A 23,451-nucleotide genomic window follows, 5' to 3' on the forward strand; every position below is an offset into this window, starting at 1 on the left:
CAGGGCAAGATCGCGAACGTTTTTTAAGCAGGGCACGAGGATTTGACCGACCGAACAGGGTGTGATCTTATACTCTCTTTTACGGGAGTTTCGTCATGAACCATCAAGCGGCATTTACCCAATTCTTCTCCGAACTTGAAGACCCTCGTCAGACAACCAAAATCGCGTACCCCTTCTTCGATGTGGTTTTTCTCACCGTCTGTGCTGCTATTGGTGGAGCTCAAGGTTGGGAAGATATCGAGCTTTTCGGCGAGGCACATCTGGAATGGTTTCAGCGTAATGGATTGTTTCATAACGGATTACCTGTTCACGACACCATAGCCAGGATCATCTCCCGTATTCAACCGGAGCAATTCCAGAACGCCTTCGTCCGCTGGATGCAAGCAACATCAGAACGTACCGATGGTGAGCTGATTGCCATTGACGGCAAGACCTTACGCAGCTCTTACGACCGAGACAGTCGTCAGTCTACCATTCATATGGTCAGTGCCTTTGCCGCTGAGAATCGTCTGGTGCTCGGGCAAGTCAAAACAGATGAGAAATCTAACGAAATCACCGCCATTCCTGAATTACTGGCACTCCTCGATATAAAAGGCTGCCTGGTATCCATCGATGCCATGGGCTGCCAGACTGGAATAGCCTCAACCATAGTCAAGGGCGGTGGCGACTACTTGCTGGCGGTAAAAGGTAACCAGCCCACACTGCATAATGCAGTACGCGCAGCTCTGGCCGAGTCGACCAAGAAGCCGCTGAGTGAAGAAACGCTCAGTGTCGAGAAAGAGCACGGTCGCATCGATGGCCGCGAGTACCATGTGTTACCAGCCGGAGCACTATCAGAGCAATTTCCAGAGTGGAAATCGCTGAAGACTGTCGGTGTCGCAATATCCTATCGAATTGAAAATATGGAAAAATTTTCGATGGAGTATCGCTACTACATCAGCTCGGCTGAACTGACACCAGAGCAGTTTGCTTCAGCGGTACGAGGGCACTGGGCAATTGAAAATAGCCTGCACTGGGTTCTGGATGTCGTGATGAATGAGGATGCCTGCCAGATATATCGAGGTGATGCCCCTCAAATATTGGCCTGTGCACGACACATGGCGCAAAACATGCTGCGAGCCGAAACCAGCCGTAAGGCAAGCTTGCGGAAGAAGCAGCAATTTGCGGGCATGAGCAGCCCATATCTGGAAAAGGTATTGGATTCAGGGCTGGCTGAATTGAAGTCAATTTAACAATATGTTCACGCTCTCGCCCTGGGACCTGAGGTAATCACAACGAGACTCTTTTTTCACCTCTCCGATTTCTATCTGCAGAAGGGCAACAGTTGTGCAACCATAAATAGAAAAACTGTATCTATAACAAAGCTTTTAGGCACCGCAGTAGATGAAGGGCTGATCCCCTTTAAGCCTGCTGTTCGACTCTTCCCGGAGAACAATGCCAGAACAAGATTTGTGACTCGTATGGAGGAAGAAGCCCTTCTGTATTGGCTTCGCGAATTAAGCTTTGACGGAGCGTGGCATTTGACTAGATTTCTTGTCGATACTGGATGTCGCTTCGGAGAAGCTATGGCATTACGGCCTCACAGTATAAATCGAAAAAAGAAAAGTGTTCTATTTGAAAATACCAAGAACTCAATGCCTCGTAAAATCCCTCTGACAGAACGAGCATTAGAATCAGCATTAAAATGGGGGGAATTAGATTACCAGCGATTTTATAAACAATTCGTTCTTGCTCGAGAACGTGCAGGACTGGGCGTAGATGTAACCCCTCACACATTGAGACATACTTGTGCAAGCCGTCTGGCACAGTCAGGAGTTTCAATGGCCATAATAAAGGCGTGGCTTGGGCACAAGAGCATGCGGATGACAGATCGTTACACGCATTTAAATGATTCAAGCTTAAGAGTGGCGAGAGATGCTTTGGATGAATTCGACGATTAATAATCGTCGTTCTGATTTTTAATTTTTTCTTTAGATGAGAATGGAGATTCATACCAAAAATAATCTCACATGTGGTTTCAAACCAAATCCTGCATTAATTGGCCCGCATAAAAATAAAGTTCGTTTCTTCCTTATCTATAACCCTGACCTAAAAGCAACCGCCTTGGCCTATAACATGGTGCTTCATACCTGTATCCAGAGCGTTCCGGCTGTTCTGCCGTGATCTTATTCCCCCTCGGCGGTAGAGCCATCTCCCTATCAACAAGGAAAAACAACTATGTCTTCTTATGGCACTTTCCCGACTTTTCAAACCGTCACCCATCCCGGTCAGAGCAGCGACCTCGGAGACCCCCGTGCACTCTTCATGAAGCTATCTGCGAGCGTAACGGTTCTGAGCATGGCAGGGATCATGGCTTCAAGTACCGCGAACCGACTCAGGATGAACTACTGGAGGCACTGAAGGATCTGGAGGAGTGGATCCGCGCGACTGAAGAGCACAACGCCGCTCGCCGCGAACATGCCCAGCAGATCCTTCCGAGGGTCAAGGCCAAGCTGGCCGTCCTGCTGACCGCCTAATGCAATCCATGGGAAAGGTCCTGCATCTCCCCAGCTCAACTGAAGGAACCTACCAGTAGAAGCTAGATCACCTGCTGGATACCCACCAAGTGACCTTCCGGAAAGTTAAGGGTCACAGCGGCCACCCTTTGAATGAACGAGCGGATCAACTGGCCGTGGCCGGTATGAATCGCTCTGGCCTGTAAAACGGATCAACACATTCAACTATTGGCGCTCCTACGTGAAATCTCGGAATGAGTCAGGGTAGTGACCCCAGAAATTTCACGTAGGAGAGCGATGCTAAAGGAGAAATAAACATGACTATTCGTCAAAGTGGCTTTGGCTCCCTTGAGCCCACTCGCCAAATCACTGCCCAGCGTTACAAAGCGTCTGTAGTCCCAGCCCCCCGCCAACTGTCTGGCCTTGAGAAGCTGGCAGAGTTCGGGATGCAGTTCCTCCAGTACAAACACCAGATAGACCAAGAAGTACTTCAGGCCGACTTGTCGATTGCCGTTGAGAAGTATGAGGATGCCATCAAAGGCATGGATCCGTCAGACTTCGCCAAGGACCCTGAAGCCGCTCTGAAGGCAGCAGGGATCAACGACCTCTATGGTCTGATTGAGAAGGCCCCCATCGGTCGCCAAAGTGAGATCCGTAAGAAGATTGACTACCTGCGGGACAAGACCACTACCAGCATGACAGCAGCCCACGACACCCGTGAGAAGGTCCGGGCAGCCGTCTACAACACGTCCAACGATCTGCGAACGTCTGGGGATGTCTCACCGGAACACTGGGAATCCGTCATGGCTCTCAAAGGTGACGCCCAGCAACACGCCATCGCCTCCATGGCCCAGATCGCTATCACAGAGGGACGCATGGAGCTGTTCGACCGGATGGCCCAAGACCAACGCTTGGCCCCTGAGCTGCACGACAACGTAGGGGTCTGGAAGCGTCAGGCCCAGTCCATGATCGACGCTAAGAAGCGCGAGGAAGAGGCAGCAGCACGACGCCGAGCAATCGAGGCCAACAAGGCACACAAGGAAGCACTCAAGGCCCAGCGCCAGATGGCAGTCCTTGGGATGCTCTCACAGGGGACCCCAATGGAGGTCGTAATGTCTCTTGCGCCTATCAACGATGGGGTCAAAAGGGATGAGGTTGAATGGGCTGTCCGGTCTAACCCCGCGCTGCATCGCACAGTGGCCGCAACGTCAGTCCTGAACACAGACAAGCACCTGATGGCAGCCATGTTTGCTAACCCCGTGTCCCCTGACGGTAAGACCCCTTCTCCAACCTTCCAGGCAGCAGCGAATACCCTCCAGATGTACCTAGACGTGCGTGGAGGCGTGGACGCTCTGGAAGGTGTGGGACTGACCAAGACACAACGGCAGGCTGTCCAAGCAGCCCTGATGTTGAGCCGTAAGTCTGGGGAAGATTTCGCTGGGTCTCTGTATCGGTCCCTCACCACCGCAACTCCCTACATGCTTCCGGTCAATTCAGCAGATGAACGGAAGAGGGACAACGAGGTGATAGCTGGCTTCAACATGACACAGCGGGACGCATACAAGCGTGAGAAGGAGTCCCTGATGCACTTCGGCCTGTCCCCTGCGGAAGCCTCTGAGAAAGCCGCTGAGTACGTGACAGCGGACGCCCACGACGCCAATGGTGTGACCATTACCGGCATTACCGGAGTGCGTAACATGCTGGGGGAAACGCTAGGGGTTCACATCGAGGACAAGGTGCTGAATGAGGTCATTAACACCACCATCGACAAGACCTTGACGAACGCCTCCAATGCGTACTTCGGGAGCAACCAGCCGCTGGACAAGTGGCACCAGTTCACCGACATGGACGGGACGCTGATCTTCCAGCACAAGGACCATTTCGGCCTGATGGTGCAAGTCACCCCTGACATGTTCAAGAAGACTGCCAGCGAGTTCAAACAGCAGGACGTAGCCTACGGTAAGGACGAACCGTCCCGCCGCACGGAACACGCTGACCAGTACGAACGAGTAGGCGCTGGCTATCCAGTGCGTAAGCTGAAGAACGTATCGAGCAACCCCTTCGAGTCATTCTTCCGCTAATCCAATCGACCCCTAGAAACCTCTGGGGGTCATTCTCCCTGACCTAAGCAATACATCCGGTCACTCCCCGACCGTCAATCAACCAATTGCGTCTTTATGTCGTGCTTCTTCTGATGCTCCAGCTTGCCTATGAGTTAAGCGATTGGGTGCTTGCTGGAGGGAGAACGGCATGAGAGGCACAACATAAGGAACCCATTCAATGAAACAAGTCGAATCTATCTCCCTGCACTTCATGGGCAACACAGTGACCGTCAACCAGAAGGACGGCCTGTTCTGTCTCAACGACCTGCACCGTGCGTACACTGGTGGTATGAGCCGTAAGCAGAAGCCGCACGACTGGTGCAAAGGGATTCTTAATGGCGAGAAAAGTCGCCATTACAATTTGATCACCTTCAAGGGCAAGCACGGCGGCACCTATGCGAATGAGCAAGGGGTCTATGCCTACGCTTCATGGCTAGACGATGATTTCCACAACGCAGTCCTCCGGACCTTCTCCTCTGCTGCCCGTGGTGATGCTGAAGGGGCGGTGAAGATCGCTCAATCCTCTGTCACTCTGACATGGCGTGAAACCCTTCGTGAAGGCAATAAGGCTTTCTGTCACGCTATCTACACTGCACAAAAAGAAGGGAACGTGAAAGGCAACCTGAACCACGTCATGGCTAACATACAGTCTCTTGTCTGCAAGGCAGTGACTGGTCTGGACGGTACGGCATTCAAGAACCGCTATGGTATGTCCGCGCGTGACTTCTTGGTGTCTCAAGATGATGGCAAGCGGCTTGGAGTGATGGCCCGCATTGAAGGCAAGGTGGAAGCGCTGCTGGACGCGGGGATGGACTACATGATGATCAAAGCAGCCCTTGCTAAAGATGTTATGAAGGCAATCGAAAGCTGGAGGTATGATGATTTTACTGCAAGCAATGGATGATGAGTGGGCAATGCAAGCGATGAGCGTTAATCAGCATGATTAACTCATTCTCGATGAGTGAACCGCGAAGATGATTACTCCATTGAATTTTGTCACTCAAGCTATTCATGAAAAAAGGGAACCTTGCGGTTCCCTCTTCGTCATTACTTGCCGCCGATCTTAAACCGGAAACATTCTGCCGTCTTAGGGTATACATACTCACCACTGCGCCAATGTTTGAAGCGTTTGCAGTAGACGTAGCCATCTTCTACGTAAGGGTATGTTTTATCGCTCATTGGAGTATTCCTCATGTCCAGAACTACTCATAGAACACCACAAGCAAAGCTGATGGTTTCTACATTGGCACACAGGGTTAGTTGCGACTTTGTCGAACTTAAACCTGTTTTCTAAAGCACCTGCGTTCAGCATCTTGCCTCCCATAATGCAGGTGAACCAATTGAGTAGGATTGATTTCCAGACGTTGACGGCATACTATCCAAGTCGAGAATGACAGTGGGTTGTAGCCTTCCAGCATTGGCGTGCTGGTCAATTTGGTTCAATCCTACCCTCCTCAGAAGGCATCCTAACGGATGCCTTTTGTCTTTCTAGATCTCATCATCTTCTTCTGAATCAACGAGATCTAATTGAAAGGTTAAGCAACCGTCCTTGAACTCAATCATGTCGTCTTTGTGCAAATACTTGACCCGATTGAAAGTCTTGTTGGTCCCTTTGCTCTCTTGAGCTAAAAAATCAGGTAGTCCGGCGCGAAATGACAGCCGAATGATTGCTGGAGATGTGTCGCTCTTCTTTGTTTGTTGGCTGAGAGTGACACTGCCAGGCTTATCTGATTTCATGATCCGACAGACGGTATTGTCGTTAGCAAAAAGAAGCTGGACTTTGTCCTGATACTGGAAGCCACACCGCTCCATCGCTTCATGGCTGATCCTAAAAAGCAGCTCATTTTTTTTGGTCTTGAAGCTGTGGGTTATGCTGACAAGCTCTGATGATGATTTGCCTGCCGCTGTCACAGCTTTAAAATTGAGATTGTCAAACATTACAGTCCCCTCCAAAGAGTTCATGCGGACAAGTTTACTCCCCTCCCATTCGCCGATCAACGATCTTCATCACCTCCCATTCAATAAATCATTATTGATTTAGTTTCCTTGCATTATAAAACTTCATCCATTGGCGCCTCACCTTCAATTTTTGGCGCCTAATTTTAAGTTATTGGCGCCACATTGCGTCACATTGCGCCACACTGCGCCATTAGTTGCACTCTCAGTGCTACGGCAATGGGCTTTAATCTCCTCACTCGTGCACTCTCAGTGCCACGCTGGTGGATTCTAAATTCCTCGCCTGCGCACTCTCAGTGCCACACCGGTGGATTCCAAGTTCCTCGCCAGCGCACTCTCAGTGCCACACCGGTGGATTCTAAATTCCTCGCCAGCGCACTCTCAGTGCCACACCGGTGGATTCTAAGTTCCTCGCCAGCGCACTCTCAGTGCCACACCGGTGGATTCTAAGTTCCTCGCCAGCACACTCTCTGTGCCACACCGGTGGATTTTTAAATCTCATACATCTCACCGCCCATGTTCACTATTCCATAGCTCGGCGAAGATGTGCTGCCCTGCAACTGACACAATGGGTCACTGTAAAAGCGTGAGTGTTCTCTTAGTGTTATTGGGTAGCTGCTAAAGAAGTACAAAACGCTCCGATCAACGAATAAGCCCCCTTTGCGGACTTCAGGACTACCTGATGTTCACCGAGGGGGCTTTTTGTTTGTGTTGATTACTTGTTGAACAACTTGAGGAACTGGGACATGTAGGCGGACGCAAGCATGGTCTCAACGGCTTCGAGCTGGCGTGAGTAGTCATGACCGGATGAATAGAGACCATAAGACATGGTTAGCCCTTTGGTCCCATGCCCAACTATCGGCGCTGTCACATCCTCTGGAATGCCTGCACGTTGGTACGCGGTGATAGCCATGCCACGCAAGCTATGGAAGCCCTTGGTCCGATTTCTGACGCCTGTGGCTGCCTCTTTCAACTTGCCAAACTTGCTGGACCACCCGTGGGGATTCTTTGACTTAGGGACAGGCCACACGTTACCGACCACGCATTGCCTGAGTTCTTCCCAGAGACCGAGCGGAAGAGGGAAGGCGCGAATGGAGTTTGCTGTCTTGCCAGCCTTGATACGCACCAGCGGAACGCCTTGGCTAACCTCAAAGGAATCAGCCTGAAGACCAATAATCTCGCTTAGGCGGCAACCAGTGATAAGTCCGAACTTCGTCAACATGCGAAGATCATGCGGTGCCTTCTCGACTATTTGGGCCATCTCTTCAAGCGTAAAAGGGGCGTATGACCGGGAGTCGCCTGTGCTCTTGATTCCTGCGCTCTTGAATGGGTTATCCCCTTCCACGCTCCGAGTGAGATAGCAACTTTCCCACACAAGGGACAGAGCCGATAAGTAGCCGACCCGTGTGCTATCGCTCTTGCTACCAGCCAGGGAATCAAGCCACAAAGTCACGTCCCTCCGTTCCACATCCTTCAGTAGAACCGCTGGACGACCAAGGAAGGAGCCAAGGCTTTCTGCTGCGTGTTTGGCGCGACTCAACGTTGCCGGAGCTGCTGCTTTAAGACCCTTTGCGACCTTGGCCTTCTCACTCTCGATGAACGCCGTAGACGCCTCTTTTAGCGTAATGGCGTACTTGTCGATGACATCCTGCTCCCCTTGGATGGCCAACTTTATGGCATCCGCCAGCTCTTCATCCCCCCGAGCTATTGCAGCCTCAACGTCATAGGCATGGTGAAGCCCTTCAGGTTCAACGACAACCTCTTGTCCATCTGGCAACACGACCGCTTCAATGCGTTGCCCTGCTTCCCTAATGGCCTGTTGAATCTCTTCGATGTAAGCGTTAAATCGCAGACGCTTGGGGGCTTCTTCAGCCTGTGCCACCAACCGCTCAAAGTTGGCAATGATGAGGTCACGCTTCCTCTGGGCTTCTTTAAGGTCGCCTGTTTGTAACGTCTTTGTGTAGAGCCTCCGACCGCCAAACATCGGCAATCCACGGATAGCCTTGGGGACATTCCACACCAAGTACCAGCCATTTGCCTTCTGCTGTAAGGCCCAAGTCTCACGCCTTCTCATGCACACCTCACTTATGCTAGTCTTACCACAAAAGTTACCGCCAATGTTTCCATCTTTGTGCTGTAAGTTGTTGATTAGCTATAAATTCAATGCGTTACACATGGAGTCAAAAGATAATGAACTTCATGGTAATGACTCGGGTGACCTTGATTTAAGGGCGCGAATTATATCAGAACTTTGTGGCCAGCGCCTACTGGATGAGCGTTTGCTCACATTCCCCTAAGCAATGTTTGCCGCGCGGCCGCAATCTTGCGTATATTCCCGACCCTGCGCCTCGCCAGATTTTTGACAACACACAGATCCGATGAAGACCTATATCTATTACCCCGGCATGGAGGTACGCGACGAGCTCTGGCTCAAATTTGCCCTGCTCTATCTGGAGCGGCTCGCCTTCGTCTTCACCGTCAGCGAAAAGAGCGGCCTCACCGCCCTGCTCGATACCCTTCAACAGCAGACCGATCTGCTGGCCGAGCGGCCCGATGCCGCCTTCTTTGCCGCCATTACCCCGCAACTGGAGAGCCAGATAAGCGGCCTGGTGGCCCCCGATTTCGTCCGCCACAAGGTGTTTGGCAACAAGGAGCTGATTGGTCGCTGGCGTCAGGAGGCCAACCACGACTGCTTCTGCCCGGATCAGGCGGGGCTAGAGCGGCTGCACGGCTTTTGCCTTACTCACGGCTTTGCGACCCGGGATGAAGGGGGGATCAGAATGGCGCGGCGCTTTGCCAACCTGCTATCCATGCGTCTCGCCCGTGAGTGGGCACTCGCCAATGACGGGGCGCTTATTACCGATCACGACTATCTCGACCGCCTGCTCCATCTGCTCGAATCCCGCTACCACAACCGGGGTGGTCAGGATTGCTTCCACCTCGAGATCCCGTTGCAAGTGCCCACTCACCTGGCCGACATTCCGTTTGCAGAGCTGATTGCCCTGCGCGGGCGCAGCGGCTTTCGCCAACAGCTGGCCGAATTTCATCTGGCCATCGACAACCTGCTCGCCATGCTGGGTAGCGGCTATGCCGACCCGGCGGCCCTGACCCGCTTTGAGCAGGCTCAGCAAGGGCTCAATCAACTGCTCGGGCCCGAGACCCTCAGCATGCCACTCACCACCCTGGTCAGCACCAGCCTGCCCGCCGTAGCCATGCTCCACCAGTTAAAAGCGAGCCACCACGAAAGCAACCTCATCTTCCATCCCATCAAGAAGAGCCACTTTCACCAGCGCAAGAGCCAGCACTTCTTCACCCGGCTCGGCCATCTGCGCCAACCGGGCTGAATGGGCGGAATGAAAAAGGGGTTGGCATTTGCCAACCCCTCTCGTTATCTGCGGCCTACCAATCATCACCACGATGATTGGCCCGCTCTTGCGCCTTCCTGCGCGCCTCCATCGCCCTGTCACGGCGGATATTGGAAGGGGTACAGGCAAACTGTTTCTGATAGCAACGCGCAAAACTCTCGGAAGCTGGTTCGAAAGGTGAATAGAACCCGGTACGTTCAGGAGAAACATGGTGATCACCATGATTGGTTGTGGCACAACCCGAACTCATCAGCACCAGCAAGGGACACAGAACACGCAGCAAAAGAGAACTCCCGATTGGATTTGAATGAACTCGTAATTATTCACAAATTAATTCATCCAATCAAATATTGATGCATTTCAAATAGTTAATTATATTCACCTCAATGGCTGTCGGCAAAACGATCAACGGGTGATGGTGCCGGCATCACTGTCAGGATGCACCACGCGAAACTCGATACGATCGCTGTTGCCCGCTTCATCCACCACCACCAGCTGATAACGACCCGCCACACTCAGCACCTGATCCCCGTCCCAGCGCAGTCGCTGGCCGTTGAGAAACCAAGCCGACTTGCCGACACCGCCCAGCACCTTGGGCTGCAACCGATAGCGCTGGCTGCGGATAAGGTTGCCCTCCCCCAGCGCCACGATGCGAATGGGGGCCTGCAGCTCGGCGCTCTGCCCCTCCCCTGCACAACTGCTGGCGAGCAGCGACTGCCGCCGCTCGCCGGGGGACCGCCAAGGCTCCAACGACAACGGCCAGAGTGCCCGAAAACCGGATTGTGCCGCATCGGGGCAACGGGTCAGCGTCGGCTTGCCTTCGGCAGTGAGTGCAACCTGGCGCAGCGGCGAGGGCCAGTCCATGGGATCCGGCAAGGTGGGAGGATCGCGCCCTTCCAGCAACCAGGCGCTCTGGCGCTGCAAACAGGCTTCAGGCAGGGTCGCGTTCGCCTTGCGCCCCAGCGGCCAGCAAATCTCGGCCTCGCTCACCGTGTTGGGCTGTGCCGGCAGAGGGCTGTTGTCAGCCAGTCGCGAGTAGACCGAAAGCAGCAGCGGCACCGCCGCGCTCTGCCCGTAAAAACCGGGCATGGGGGTTCCGTCGGGGCGACCAAGCCAGACGCCGATGGTCCAGCGACCGGAGACCCCCATCGCCCAGCTGTCGCGATAGCCATAGCTGGTGCCGGTCTTCCAGGCCAGTCGATTGACCCGGCCGGTCGCCTCGCTGGCAAAAGGCTGATCCGCCCGCCCCTGCGCGCTCAGGATCTGCCAGATGATCCAGGCTGCTCCCGGACTCAGCAAGGGGCGCGACACCGCCTGCTGCCCCGCCAGCCAGACCGGCATCGCCACCTGCCCCTGCCGGGTCAGCGAGCTGTAGAGCGCCACCAACTGCTCAAGCCGGATCCCCGCAGCCCCCAGCGCGATAGCCGGATTAGGTTTGTCGGAGAGCGCCAGCCGCACTCCGGCGTTGTCGAGGCGGCTGACCAGCTTGTCGGGCCCGAGCGCCTCCAGCACCTGCACCGCCGGTACATTGAGGGATTGCTGCAGCGCCTGAGCCAGCGTCACCGGCCCCTGAAAAGCGCCGGAAAAGTTGGCGGGGCGATAATCAGAGCCCAGCCTCGGCGCATCGGAGAGCAGGGAGGCCGAGTGCACCAGCCCCTCATCCATGGCCAGACCGTAGATGAAGGGCTTGAGGGTGGAGCCGGGAGAGCGGATTGCCTGCACCATGTCGAGGTAACCGTGGCGGCGCAGGTTGCCATATTCGGCGCTGCCTACATAGGCCCGCACCGCCATGGTTTTGTTGTCTACCAAGAGCAACGCCGCTGAGGTCTGCTCGGGGAAACGGCGAATGTAGCTCGCCACCCGTCCCTCCAGCCAGCGCTGTAGATCCCCGTCGATGGTGGTGTGCACCAGCGCCCCGGCCTGATGGTCGGCGGCGAGGCGGGCAAAGAGCGGCGCCTCCATCGGCGTGAAGTGACCGCGGGCCAGCACCGGCTCGATACGTCCCTCCAACCACACCTGTTCGGGCCAGACACCCTGAGCCACCAGCCGCTGCATTACCTTGTCACGGGCGGCGCGGGCCCGCTCGGGATGCCGGTCCGGCCGGTTGCGGCTGGGAGCCTGCGGCAGCACCGCCAACAACGCTGCCTCGGCATAGGTCAGCTTGGCCGCACTCTTGCCAAGGTAGGCAAAACTTGCCGCCTGCACCCCCTCCAGGTTGCCGCCAAACGGCGCCCGGTTGAGGTAAACGGTGAGCAGGGTGCGCTTGTCGTAGTGCCACTCCAGCTGCAGCGCTCGGGCCATCTGGCGCAACTTGCCGGGCACGCTCCGGTGGTAGGGCTCGATAAGGCGCGCCACCTGCATGGTGAGGGTCGAGCCGCCCGACACGGCCCGCCCGTATCGCAGCCACTGCCAGACCCCGCGCACCATGGCCACCGGATTGACCCCGGGATGACGCCAGAAGTAGCGATCCTCGTAACCCAGCAACGCCTCGATATAGCGGGGGGAGACCTGCTCCAGGGTCACGGGGTAGCGCCACACGCCGCTGGTATCGGCAAAGGCGCGCAGCGGCCGCCCTTTCATGTCGAGCACCACCCGTGCGTAGGCGGGGTCGAGTGGCGGCAGCGGGAAAATGCGATCCAGCGCCAGCAATGACAGGAGCAGTGCGACAACTCCCAGCACCGAAAAGCGCAGCCAGCGCGGCAGACCGCCAAGCCAGCGCCAGCCTGCGCGGCCACTGCGACCCAGGCTCAGCCAACCACGCAGCCAAAAAGTGAGCGGGCGAACCCGCTCAAGGGAGGGTTTGTTACTCAGAGATACGCACCTCGTGGATGTCCTCACCCACAGCCCGCAGTTCAGGCCGGTACATATCCTCAACCTGGGTCGGTGGCACCTGATAGCGACCCGGCGTCACCGCCCGCATCAGGTAGACCAGCTGCTGGTTGCTCCCCTCGCTCAGATCCAGCGCTGCCGTGTAGCGGTCATCGCGAAACTCCTGATGCTTGAGGTAGTCGTTCCACTCGCTCTGCCACGCCGGTTTCCCCTCGATGGAGAGCTCTTCGAGCTTGATGCTGTTGCCAAGGGCTGGGTTCTCCAGCTCGAAGCCAGCGGGCACCATCTCCACCAGCAGGGCATCGGGCACGGCAGATTCGCTGCTGACGTTGAGTCGCACCACCACCAGATCCCCCACCTTCACTGTGGCGGGATCAAAACGCTGACCGTCGCCGTTGAACCAGCTGCGGGTCACACTCATCCCTTTGCTAATCCGTGCTGGCGCCTGTTCGAGGTAGCCGACCAGAGTGCGCTGCACATAAAGCGAGCCCTTGCCCTCGTTGGTGATGGCGCTCGCGGCCAGCGCCTCGGGGGCACCCTGCTGTAGCGGAGCCGAACCGCTCAGGGATCCACTGCCAAGAGAGGAAGTTACCTTGGCCTGCCAGTCGACGGCAGGATCGAAACGGGCCAGTCGCAACAGAGCGAGCCGCTCCTGAGTGCTGAGCCACTGACGGTGAGCAAGGGTATCGGCAACCTTGGCGCTGAGATCAGGCCAGCGCTCCGCAGCCAGCTTGTGCTGGCGCAGCAAGGAGAGCTCAAGGGCTTCATCGCGCAGCGGTGAGCCGTAATCACCCAGATAGTCATCCCCGCGCTCGGTCGCCAATGCCCGGCTGAGGGCCTTGGCGGCGTTCTGCTCATCCCCCATGGCCGAGAGAGCCAGCGAGAGGTGCAAAAGCGGCAAACCGGAGCGGGCGTGATCGGCCTGCTGCTCCCAGATAAGGCGCAAGGTAGCGAGCGGTGCCTTGCCCACCCGGGCCAGCACATAGGCGCTGTAGGTCTGATAGGCCAGCCGGCTGTGCTCGGGGGCACTGCTCCAGCGCTCGCCATACTGGCTGTCGGTGAGATAGCTTTGTAACCGGTTCAGCGCCTGACTGAGCATGGCCTCCGGCACAGCGTCGCCCACCTCCTTGCGCGCCAGCAGGTAGTCGGCAGCATAAGCGGTGAGCCACTGCTCCTCGTCGGAGCGACCATCCCAGAGGCCAAAGCCGCCGCTTGGCAGTTGCAACCGCTGCAGCCGCTGCAACAGGGCACGTTGCACGTCCGCCTCGCTCGCCGCTTTCTTGCCCTCTGCGGGTTTGCTCCAGGCGGCCCGCTCATCGGCCGTGGTCATCAAGTAAGGCCAGGCACGGGACAAGGTCTGCTCCAGACAGGCGTAGGGGTAGTCGGCCAGCGCCTGCCACTGGGCTGCCGGATCCCAGGGCGGAGTGCCGGAGAGGCTGAGCACCCCCTGCAGATTGGCGCGATCCAGCCCGACCAGCTCAGCTGGCGCAAAGCTCATCTGCTGGCCGGGAGCCAGCATCTGGTAGCGCTGGCGAGTCTCGGCCGGCCAGGGGGAGCGCAGCGGCAGAGTCCAGTCACGGCTGATGGCAAAATCCTTGCCGCTGGCCGCCAACTGCAGGCTTGCCACACCCCTCGCCCCGGTCACGGTGAGCGGCAGGGTCAACCACTGCTCTTCGCCATTTTTAAGGGACAGAGTGCCGGGCAGCTCGCCATTTGCCTTGAGTCCGCCATTGAGGGTCCAGGCAAGGGAGAGGGTCTGATCCTCGCCGCTCATGTTGCGCAGCTGCACCAGCGCCCGGGTCTCATCCCCTCTGGCGCCAAAGCGCGGCCAGCCGATCTCGGCCACCAAGGGCGCCACCACCTTGACGGCGCGCTCGGCCTCCCCGACTTGCTGTTCGTTCCAGGCCAGCGCCATCAGTGCCAGCTCGCCGTTGAAGTTGGGTAGATCGAGCGGGATCACCGCCTTGCCGCTCTCATCAAAACTCACCTCGCCGCTCCACAGTGCGGCTATCTCGACCCGGCTCTCCAGCGCGCCGCCCTTTTTCAGCGGCGCCCGATCGCCCCCATAGTTGAGGCGGGCCAGCTTGCCATCTTGCGGCGGGATCACCTGGCCGTAGTTGTCGAACAAATCTTGGGCGAAGCGCTTGCGGCCAAAGAAGATCTCGAACGGGTCGAGGGGTTGATAATCGCTGATATTGAGCACGCCCCGATCCACCGCCGCCAGCACCACGCGGCCTTGGCTATTGGGGATGGAGGTGGCGGTCACTTCCAGCCGGGTGAGCGGCACCGCTTTATCAGGCGAGCTCAGGGTGAGCGGCAGTCGGCGCGCTTCCCGATCCAGGGTGAGCGGCACCAGCCCGACCGAGCGCAGGCTCTGCCCCTGCTGGCTACTGACCGGTTTGGAGGCGCTGTCTGGCGCGGCGATCTGGGCCGAGATATGCAAGTCATGGCGCTGCCACTCGGGACTGACCGGGATCTCGAACTCGCCGCGGGCATCCTTGGCATCGCCACCGGCCCCCTTGAGCTCGATACGCTGCCACCAGCGCAGACCGTCGCCATCTTCCACCAGCAGCAACCCCTTGCCGGGACGCGGCGCCACCAGCGTCACTTTGGCCTTGTCGCCCGCCAGATAGGCGCGCTTGTCGAGGGTGATGACAATCTTGTCAGGCCGCGCCTGCTCGCCACCGCCGCCCCAGGCGTAACTGCCGATCTCAACCCGCAGGCTGGATTGATGGCCCTGACTGTTCTCCACCTCCAACCGATACCAGCCCGCCGCCAGTTGCAGCGTGAGCGGAGTCGGCCCCTTGCCATCCAGCTGCAGGGTCTGCTCCTGCTCCAGATAGGGCTGGCTGTTGAACTCGTACTTCCACCCCTCCCCATCGGCGTAGTGCCAGTAGTAATCGCGGTACTCGTTGATAAGGCGCACTTTCACCGCCCCCGCCACCGGTTGGCCTTGCTCATCGAGATTGAGGATCTGGAAGAGCAGAGGCTTGCCCCCCTCTACCCGATCCGCCACGAAGTCGGCCTTGAGCGCCGGCCACTGACTGCCCGCAGGCCAGCCATACTGGGTGCGGCTGCGATTGACGGCGCGGCCACCGGGCTCGGAGAGCGACACCCGATAGGCCACCTCCAGCGGCCCGAGGGTGCGCACCCCATCGAGTTCATCTTGCAGCGAAAAAGTCCCCTGCCCCTGCGCATCGAGGGTGAGACTGAGGGGCTCGAGATCCTTGGCCTGCTCGGCGAGCAGTACGTCACCCAGCGTGAACTCCTGCCACTGGGTAAAGGGCATGGTGGCGCGGCTGATCTTCACCTCTGCCTTGGCCTTGGTGGCGCTCGCCGGTGCACCGTAGAGATAGTCCCCTTGCAGCGGCAGGGTGAGGGAGGCGCCCAGATCCGTCACTTCACCATCCGGCCCCTTGCCAAGCTGCAGTTTGAGCCGCTCCGGCAAAAACTCCTCCACCAAAAAGGGCCACTCGAAACGACTACCAGCGGCGGTCTTGAGGTTAATGGTCCAGCGCCCGAGCGGCGCATCGTCCGGCAGGCGCAGACCGTAGTGGGCCGCGCCAAGATTGTCCGGTAGCAGCCGCTTTTGTTCGAGCAGCTGACCATCCGGCTGTTTCACCTCCAGCTCCACTGCCATACCGGGCAACAGCTGGCCATCTTGGCCCTTGAGCAGGATCTCGCTGTCGAGCCGCTCGCCGGGACGATAGAGATCGCGCCCGCTGAACAGATAGAGCTGCTGGGCCTGCCAGGGCTGGGTGCCGAGATCGAAGGTGGAGAGATCGAGCGCAGCCCCATCGAGGCGCAGCACCGCCAGATGGTTGCCCTGTTCGGCCAGCAGCAAGCGGGCCCCCTGCACCTGATCGAAGCGACGATGGCCCTGCGGATCGGTGGTTTGCACCTGCAGCCGGTTCCCCTTCTCGTCGAGCAGGGAGAGCTGCACATCCTTGAGCGGGTCGGCGCTGGCCAGGGAGCTGACGAACACCTCCAGCTGATCGCGGTAACGGCGGGCACTGAGCCCCATGTCGCTCACCGCAAAATAGGTGGTCTCCTTGCGCCAGTCGTAGTTGCCAAGGGGCGACATCACCGCAAAGTAGACGCCAGCCTCAGCCAGCTGCGGCTCCTTCACATTGATGAGGCGGGTCTCGCGCCGGTTGGCATCGAGCTCCAGCGCATAGCGGCCGCTGAATACCCGCTTGGCCCGCTGGGTGATCTGCTCAAGCTCCCAGTTCCCCATGCCGGCACCGGGGCGATATTCCGCCAGAAAACGGGGCAGATATTCCGAATCGACCCGAAAGAAATCGATATTGACCTCGTCCACATTGACCGCGCTGATGGGCAAGCGAAGTTCCTGACGCAGCGGCAATACCATGCCACTGGCGGTAAAAGAGGCTCCCGCCTCCAGCGGCCGGGTTTTGAGGGTCCAGCTCTGGGGGGATGGGCCCAGCCCCGCCTTGAGGCTCACTTCATAGCTCTTGTCGGGCTGGACGTTCGGGAAATAGAGGGTGCGACCATCATCGGCCAGGATCCACTCCCCCTGCACCTGCTTGCCCCCCTCACTGACCCCGAGCCAGCTCTGCCAGTTTGCCTTGGGCACCAGGGGGCCGGAGAAGACCAGCGCCAGCGCTGGCGCATCGCGGTATTGGCGGGCATTGGCCTGCACTACAGAAGTTGGTGCCCCGGCCTCCTGCTGCGCTGTAGATTCTGTGGTCGGTACTTGGCTGGTGGGCTTGTCAGGGCCGCAGCCAGACAGCAAACCGACCACCCCGCAAAGTAGCAGGGTTGACCAGCGGCGGCGCAGAGCGCCGGTTTCAGCGGTAGAGCGGTGAGAAGCAGAGGGAGAATCGAAGAGGCGCATAGGTTCCATCCCGAGTTGGAGCGCTGCAAACGCAGCGTGGCTGGAAACAGGATAAGGCATCCTGCTCACCCGACACAAAGCTCATTACCCGAATGGGCACAATTCCGACCCCCTGCAGCACGAGAACCCCCTTGCCCACTGATCCAGTGCGGCAAGGGTTGTCATCTAGTCGTGGCTGGTCTCGTTTTTCGCTCCGCCTTTGAACCAGCGAAACAGGATGGCCATGACGGCCGCCAGAAACAGCACCAGCGAGGTAATCAGCAGGGCCCGGGTCAACAGTTCGCTGTGGTGGAGGAAGAAGGGGGTATTCATCGCCAGCTTGCCCACCAAACTGAGGCAGAGCGCCCACATAAAGGCACTGGCAAAGCTGGCCACGCACATCCGCAGCACGCTCAAGCGGCCAATCCCCATCAGCATGGGGGTCAGTACCCGCACGAACGGGATAAAACGGGAGGAGAACATCGCCAGAAAACCGTACTTTTTCAGCAGCCGGGTCGCCTTGGGCAGGCTGTCGGGAGGCAACATCCGTTCGATATGATCCATAAAGCGGGTGCGCTGCAGTGCCCGTCCCTGCCAGTAGGCGAGCACGGAACCTATGCCAGCAGCCAACGGCAGATAGACAAGAGTCACTTCGGGGCCAAACACCCCCATGCCCACCAACCCACCGGCCAGCAGTACCAGGCTGTCCCCCGGCAGGGGCAGGAAGACGAATGCGGACTCCAGCAGCAGTACCAGCATCAGGCAACTGATCAGCAGGGGTACCGCCTGCATCTGAACCAGGGCGTCAAAATCCTGATGCCAAATAGCCATCAGCATATCCAGCATGTCACTCTCCCTACTACACGGTTCATCATGAACGAGGCAGGGGTTATAGCACCCATCCCCTGAACAAAACGTTAATTTTGTCCGGCACAGGAAATAAAGTGTGTCGAAATATTGCAGCAACGAGGGGAATGCAAGAAGGGCGAAAAGCAGAAACAAAAAGCCCCTCATCTTGCACGCACAAGGGAGAGGGGCAAACAGGCACAGAAATAAAACAGTTACTCGGCAGTGGCCATCTGCCAGGTTTTGAAGCCGCCGGAGAGATTCTTCACTTTAAAGCCGTGTTGGCTCAGCAGGCGGCAGGCGACATGGCCACGCAGCCCGACCTGACAGCTGATAAGCAGCTCTTTCTCTTTGGGCAACTCATGGAGGCGACCACGCAACTCGTCGAGGGGGATATGCAGTGCCCCCGGAATGCGGCCCAGCTTGTCGAGCTCCGGGCCATTGCGCACATCCACCACCAGCTGATGGGGGTTACGAGCCTGCACCTCGGCCACGTGGCAGAGCAGGGTGTCCCCCTTCAGGTGGTTGCTTGCCACAAAGCCCGCCATGTTGATCACATCCTTGGCCGACCCGAACGGCGGCGCATAGGTAAGCTCCAGATCCTGCAGATCAAACACGGTGAGACCGGCACGCTGGGCCACCGCCAGCACATCGATGCGCTTGTCGATGCCATCCTTGCCGATGGCCTGGGCGCCATAAATCTTGCCATCCGGGGCAAACAGCAGCTTGAGGCTGACCGGATGGGCGCCGGGGTAGTAACCGGCGTGGCTGCCCGGGTGGACATAAACCTTCTCGAACGGCAATCCCAGTTGCACCAGTCGCTTCTCGTTCAGCCCCGTGCTGGCCACCGCCAGATCGAACAGCTTGCAGATGGCGGTCCCTTGGGTCTTCTTGTAGGTTTCGCTTCGGCCCAGCATATTGTCGGCGGCGATGCGCCCCTGCCGGTTGGCCGGGCCCGCCAGCGGGATCAGCACTGATTCATCGGTGACAAAATCAATCTCTTCCACCGCATCCCCCACCGCGTAGATGAAGGGATCCGAGGTACGCATCCCGGCATCCACCTTGATGCCTCCCCGCGGGCCCAGCTCCAGCCCCGCCTTGGCGGCGAGCAGGGTTTCCGGCTTGACGCCGATGGCGAGGATCAGCAGGCCGGTGTCGAGGTGAGAACCGTCATTGAGGGTCAGGCGCAGGCCACCGCTTTTGGCGGTCGGTACGACGGAGGTCTTCTCGGCAGGCAGATCCAGACTCTCGATGGCGGTGAGGCCGGTGCGCAGGCGCAGGTCGATCCCCTCTTCCCGGATGCGGGCATGGAGCATGTTGGCCATCTCCTTGTCCACCGGTGCCATCACCTGATCGGCCAACTCCATCAGGGTGACATCCAGCTTGCGCTGATGCAGCGCCTCCATCATCTCCAGCCCGATAAAGCCGCCGCCCACCACGGTAACGTGGCGCGGCTGATCGTGATGCAGGGCCGCCAGAATGCGATCCATGTCCGGGATGTTGCGCAGGGTATAAACATGGGGGCTGTCGATACCGGGGAAGGGAGGACGGATCGGCGCCGCCCCCGGGCTCAGCAGCAGCACATCGTAATGCTCGCGCTGCTCTTCACCGGTTTGCAGGTTGCGCACCAGCAAGGTCTTGCCCGCCTTGTCGATCTCAATCACATCGTGGAAGACCCGCACATCGACGTTGAAACGGCGCTTGAAGCTCTGGGGAGTCTGCAGCAGCAAGGCATCCCGGTCGGGGATATCGCCCCCGATGTGATAGGGCAGCCCGCAGTTGGCGAAGCTGACAAACTCGCCCCGCTCGAACATCACGATCTCTGCCTCTTCACTCAAACGACGAGCACGAGCCGCCGCCGATGCGCCCCCCGCGACACCACCGATAATCAGGATCCGTTTCATCTGCAAGACTCCTCATACATGATAATGGGCAATAAATTAGACTTTTCTAATTTAGAATTCAATGAAATTTTGTTTCACACCATTTTGCAGTATTCTTGCAACCCCGACGGTTGCTTAACAGGATGTTGTTTGTTCATGTCGTCTACCGCACTCAGTCATCTTCCTCCTGCCCTCCAGACGCCGCTCTTTTTCCGTCTGGATCTGCGCAGTCAACGGCTGGTCGCCCTGACCGACGTGATGCAAACCCCGCTCTACTGGCTCGACGAACCGCGTGCCCCCTGGCCTGCCCAGCTACCCGATGCCCTGCGCCTGCCCATCGAACAACTGCTGGCCAACGGCCATGGCGGCAAGATCACCGTGCGCTTTGCCAGCCAGCTATGGCACATCGCCCTCGCTCACGAGCAGGATGGCTTCTGGCTCATCTGTCTGCAGAACCTTCGTCAGGAGCCCATCGCCGATCTGGCATTGCAACTGCCGCGCCTCAGCCAGATGGCGAGCCAGCAACAGTATGCGCCCCTGCTCGAGGCCCTTAAAGAGAGCTTGGGGGCCGATCGGCTCATCCTCTGGCACTATCAGGCCAACGGCGATCTCGGCAGCGAACAACTCACCCCGGTGTTCACCCTGGGGGTCGAGGCGCTCTACCCCATTCGTGGTGACAGCCGCTATATCCGCGCCCTGCGTACCCGCAAATCGTTGAGTTTCTCGGAAGCGGCCCACCAGCCGATGCTGAGCAATCACCTCTATCTGACCAGTGCCGGTGTGCGCTCACGCCTCGATGGTGCCCTGCTGGAGCAGGACAAGCTGTTCGGAGTGCTGAGTCTGGAGTATCTCGATCCCACCCCGCTTAGCGAGGAGATGTTGCAGCTGGTGCGCAGCAGCGCCCAGCTGCTCGGCCACTGGCAACCGCAACCGGAAGAGCACCGCGCCGAGCTGGCCCTCCCGCCCGAACTGCACCAGCAGACCGGCATCGACTACTGCAAGACGCTGGTAAGCTGGGCCATGAGCGCCAGCGGTGCCCGGGTGGGCTGGATCGGCGAGTTTCAGCCCCGCGGTCAGGATCTCTGGATCATCCCCCGCTGCGTCATCAACGAGGAGATCTGCTCCACCCTCAAGCCCATCCAGCTCGACCCCGGCCCCGCTCAGGAGCTGTTCCAGCACGGTCAGGCCATCTATGTGGAAGATCTGCCCGTGCGCTATCCCAAGGCGACCCGGCTGCTGGCCCTCAATGCCAGCGCCTACATCGGCATTCCACTCCATGGCCAGAGCGGCGCCCCCATTGGCCAGATCACCCTGCTGCTCGATACCCCCCTTGAGGAGCCCGAACAGCTTCTGGATCTATTGAGCAGCCAGCACGAGCGTGCCGCCATCGAACTCAAGCGCCTCGCCACCGACGATGCCCTGCGACTGGCCGAGGTAGCCTTTAATACCCACGATGGGCTGATCGTGATGGATCACAACGGCATCATCCTCAAGGTCAACCACTCCTTCAGCCGGATCACCGGATTTGGCGAGGTAGAGGTGATCGGTCACTCCATTCGCAAGCTGCGTCCCACCTACTACGGGGATCATCTCAAGGAAGATGTCAGCCGCACCGTCAACGAGCAGGAGTTCTGGCTCGGGGAAGAGCGCTGCCTGCACAAGGATGGTCACCTCTTTCCGGTACGCTTGATGGTGAACGGCGTCAAGGATGAGCAGGGGGAGCTCAGCCACTTTATCTGCAGCTTCTACGACATCACCCAGGAAAAAGAGGCGGCCAGACATATCGAGCAGCTCGCCTACTACGACGATCTCTGCGGTCTGCACAACCGGCGCAGCCTCAACCATATTTTGCAGCAGACCCTGAGCGCCTCCAACGGCCAGTGGGGCGCCCTGCTGCTGGTGGATCTCGACAACTTCAAGTCGATCAACGACTCCCTTGGTCACGCCTGCGGCGATCTGCTGCTACAGGCCGTGGTGCAGCGTTTCAGGGAGCTGCCCCAGGACAATCTGGTGCAGGCGCGCATCTCGGGGGATGAGTTTGCCCTGCTCTTTACCCAGCTGGGACAAGGGGAAGTCACCGCCAAAATTCTGGCAGAGCACTTCGCCCGCGAGCTGATGGGGCTGTTTCGCACCCCGTTCGATATCGGCGATCACAAACTGCACTGCAGCGCCTCGGTGGGGATCAGCCTCTTCTCCGGCAACGAGACGGATCATCTGGTCCTGATGCAACAGGCCGACACCGCGACCCACATGGCCAAGCGCGCCGGTCAGGGCCACTACGTCTTCTTTACCGAGGCGATGGCCCAGCATGAGAAGAACCGGCTGACCCTTACCAATGAGCTGCGCGATGCCCTGCGTCACCACGAGCTGCAACTCCACTACCAACCGCAATACCGGGTCGACAATGGCTCACTGTCGGGTATCGAGGCGCTGCTGCGCTGGCAGCGCAGCGACGGCACCATGGTGCCACCCGGGGAGTTTATCCCCATCGCCGAAGAGACCAGCCTGATCCTCGAGATCGGCTACTGGGTGATGAAGACCGCCTGCGCCCAATACAGCTTCTGGCTCAACCGTGGCCTGCAGATCCCCCATCTGTCGGTCAACGTCAGCGCTCGCCAGTTCCACACCCAGGGCTTCGTACAACAGGTGGAGTACATCTTGCGCGACACCGGTGTGCCCCCCTCCCGCCTGCTGCTGGAGGTGACCGAATCTGTAGTATTGGAGAATCGGCAGGAGAGTATTGCCAGAATGCGCCAGCTCAAGGAGCTCGGCATCCTCATCTCCATCGATGACTTCGGTACCGGCTACTCGTCGCTGGCCTATCTGCGGGATCTGCCCGCCGACGAGGTGAAGCTGGACAGAAGCTTCATTCAGACCCTGGTACACAGCGAACAGGACAGAGCCATCGTCAAGGCGATACTCGATCTGGCCCAGGTCTTCCGTTTTACCGTCACCGCCGAAGGGGTGGAAGAGGAGGCGCAGCTGGTCATCCTCAAAGCGCTGGGATGCCAGCATTATCAAGGGTTTCTCACCAGTCGGCCGCTCACCGTCAAGGGACTGGAGCAGCTGCTTGGCAGCCGGGCGCCGGACTAAAGGTGTAGGATCAATAGGGGTTTATGTAATAAAATAACGGCCTGC

Annotated in this window: 13 protein-coding genes; 7 read left to right on the forward strand and 6 right to left on the reverse strand. The window is 58.3% G+C overall.

Going from position 1 to position 23,451, the window contains the following annotated elements:
- The first annotated feature begins 95 nt into the window (after positions 1-95).
- The 5 genes from AB5Y90_RS12280 (at position 96) to AB5Y90_RS12300 (ending at position 5,501) form a co-directional block, all read left to right on the forward strand.
- Complete coding sequence (locus AB5Y90_RS12280; RefSeq protein WP_024943479.1) at positions 96-1,232, forward strand: ISAs1 family transposase; 1,137 nt, start codon at positions 96-98, stop codon at positions 1,230-1,232.
- A 228-nt stretch (positions 1,233-1,460) separates the two neighbouring features.
- The gene (locus AB5Y90_RS12285; RefSeq protein WP_335857236.1) at positions 1,461-1,940 is read left to right on the forward strand and encodes a site-specific integrase; all 480 of its coding nucleotides are present in this window, start codon (positions 1,461-1,463) and stop codon (positions 1,938-1,940) included.
- Between the two features lie 650 nt (positions 1,941-2,590).
- Positions 2,591-2,701 (forward strand): RNase H family protein, encoded by a 111-nt coding sequence (locus tag AB5Y90_RS12290; RefSeq protein WP_257119912.1) that lies wholly within the window; start codon positions 2,591-2,593, stop codon positions 2,699-2,701.
- Positions 2,702-2,812: 111 nt separating this feature from the next.
- The gene (locus AB5Y90_RS12295) at positions 2,813-4,576 is read left to right on the forward strand and encodes a hypothetical protein (RefSeq protein ID WP_368166915.1); all 1,764 of its coding nucleotides are present in this window, start codon (positions 2,813-2,815) and stop codon (positions 4,574-4,576) included.
- 199 nt (positions 4,577-4,775) lie between these two features.
- On the forward strand, positions 4,776-5,501 hold the full coding sequence (locus tag AB5Y90_RS12300; protein ID WP_103829270.1) for a KilA-N domain-containing protein: 726 nt from the start codon (positions 4,776-4,778) through the stop codon (positions 5,499-5,501).
- Positions 5,502-6,085: 584 nt separating this feature from the next.
- Here the strand turns inward: AB5Y90_RS12300 and AB5Y90_RS12305 are convergent.
- Positions 6,086-6,535, reverse strand: coding sequence for a hypothetical protein (locus AB5Y90_RS12305; RefSeq protein ID WP_075115341.1), 450 nt, complete (start codon positions 6,533-6,535; stop codon positions 6,086-6,088).
- Between the two features lie 733 nt (positions 6,536-7,268).
- Positions 7,269-8,627, reverse strand: a complete 1,359-nt coding sequence (locus AB5Y90_RS12310; protein WP_257119737.1) for a tyrosine-type recombinase/integrase — start codon at positions 8,625-8,627, stop codon at positions 7,269-7,271.
- A 304-nt stretch (positions 8,628-8,931) separates the two neighbouring features.
- On the opposite strand from AB5Y90_RS12310, the gene AB5Y90_RS12315 reads away from it, so the two are divergent.
- Positions 8,932-9,897 carry a hypothetical protein gene (locus tag AB5Y90_RS12315; protein WP_111899732.1) on the forward strand — a complete coding sequence of 322 codons (966 nt, stop codon included), beginning with the start codon at positions 8,932-8,934 and terminating at the stop codon, positions 9,895-9,897.
- Positions 9,898-10,323: 426 nt separating this feature from the next.
- Here the strand turns inward: AB5Y90_RS12315 and pbpC are convergent, their stop codons facing one another.
- The 4 genes from pbpC to AB5Y90_RS12335 form a co-directional block, all read right to left on the reverse strand.
- On the reverse strand, positions 10,324-12,756 hold the full coding sequence (gene pbpC, locus AB5Y90_RS12320; protein WP_368166916.1) for a penicillin-binding protein 1C: 2,433 nt from the start codon (positions 12,754-12,756) through the stop codon (positions 10,324-10,326).
- The gene (locus AB5Y90_RS12325) at positions 12,722-17,605 is read right to left on the reverse strand and encodes an alpha-2-macroglobulin (protein WP_368166917.1); all 4,884 of its coding nucleotides are present in this window, start codon (positions 17,603-17,605) and stop codon (positions 12,722-12,724) included. Before AB5Y90_RS12325 ends, pbpC begins: the two co-directional genes overlap by 35 nt.
- Positions 17,606-17,770: 165 nt before the next feature.
- Entirely contained in the window at positions 17,771-18,430 is a 660-nt protein-coding gene (locus AB5Y90_RS12330; RefSeq protein ID WP_005353037.1) for a DedA family protein, read from the reverse strand.
- A 215-nt stretch (positions 18,431-18,645) separates the two neighbouring features.
- Positions 18,646-20,334, reverse strand: coding sequence for an FAD-dependent oxidoreductase (locus AB5Y90_RS12335; RefSeq protein WP_219594093.1), 1,689 nt, complete (start codon positions 20,332-20,334; stop codon positions 18,646-18,648).
- Positions 20,335-20,469: 135 nt separating this feature from the next.
- On the opposite strand from AB5Y90_RS12335, the gene AB5Y90_RS12340 reads away from it, so the two are divergent.
- Positions 20,470-23,406, forward strand: coding sequence for an EAL domain-containing protein (locus tag AB5Y90_RS12340; RefSeq protein ID WP_368166918.1), 2,937 nt, complete (start codon positions 20,470-20,472; stop codon positions 23,404-23,406).
- Positions 23,407-23,451 lie beyond the last annotated feature (45 nt).

It is taken from the genome of Aeromonas sp. R4-1, from assembly GCF_040908325.1.
GTDB classification, from domain to species: domain Bacteria; phylum Pseudomonadota; class Gammaproteobacteria; order Enterobacterales; family Aeromonadaceae; genus Aeromonas; species Aeromonas veronii.